General features: G+C 69.2%; 1 protein-coding gene. It reads left to right on the top strand.

What is annotated here, in order from left to right:
• A partial coding sequence (locus B2U11_RS03305) for a carboxylesterase family protein (protein WP_292069934.1) occupies positions 1-833 on the top strand: 833 nt, incomplete at its 5' end.
• Positions 834-853 lie beyond the last annotated feature (20 nt).

Below are 853 nucleotides of genomic sequence, written 5' to 3'. Positions count from 1 at the left end.
CGTCGTCCCTGGTCAGCGCCGAGGCGGCGGCGCAAAGCGGACCGGCTTTCGCCGAGCGTTTGGGATGCGAGGGCGAGGACGCTGTGGCCTGCCTGAGGGCCTTGCCGGCCTGGCGATTGGCGCGCGCGCCCTCCCTGAGGGCCGGGATCAACGGTCCAGGATCGTGGGGGCCGGTCCACGGCGACGCGACCGTGCCGGAGAACCCCGCCGTCGCCTTCGCGGAGGGCCGGTTCGCGCGCGTGCCGGCCATCGTCGGCACCAACCTGGACGAGGGGCGGCTGTTCGCCAACGAGGTCAAGGACATGGACCGATACGAGAAGGAGACGATCTGGATGTACGGCGACGTCGGGCCGCGCGTCCTGGAGCGATATCCCGTGGGGGAGGACGGGCCGGCCTACGCCATTGCGGCGAACTTCACGGCCCAGAGGTTCGCCTGTCCGTCGCAGGCCCTGCGCCGGCTGATCGCGCGCCATGCGCCGGTGTGGGGATATGAGTTCGCGGATCGGAACGCACCGTTCCGCCTGCCCGAATGGCTGGTCGGCTTGGACCTGGGCGCCTATCACGCCAGCGAGCTGGCCTATGTGTTCGGGACCAGCTGGATCTTCGCTGACGTCGAACGGTTCACGCCAGAGCAGGCGGACTTGTCCGCACGGATGCGCCGCCTGTGGGCCCAGTTCGGCCAATCCGACTTCGGCCCCGATTGGCCCCGAGTGGAGGGTGCGGGACCAATTCGGGTTTTCGAGCCAGAGGGCGATCGGCTGGACGACACTTTCTTCCAGCGTCACCAGTGCGCGTTCTGGGACGGCACGCCATTTGGCGCGGTGGCGCCCTAAAGGAAACGCACGGTCACGCC

This window comes from Brevundimonas sp. UBA7534 (assembly GCF_002479325.1).
Classification (GTDB): domain Bacteria; phylum Pseudomonadota; class Alphaproteobacteria; order Caulobacterales; family Caulobacteraceae; genus Brevundimonas.
The sequence above is the reverse complement of the archived record's forward strand: the minus strand, read 5'-3'. Positions and strand labels throughout refer to the sequence as shown.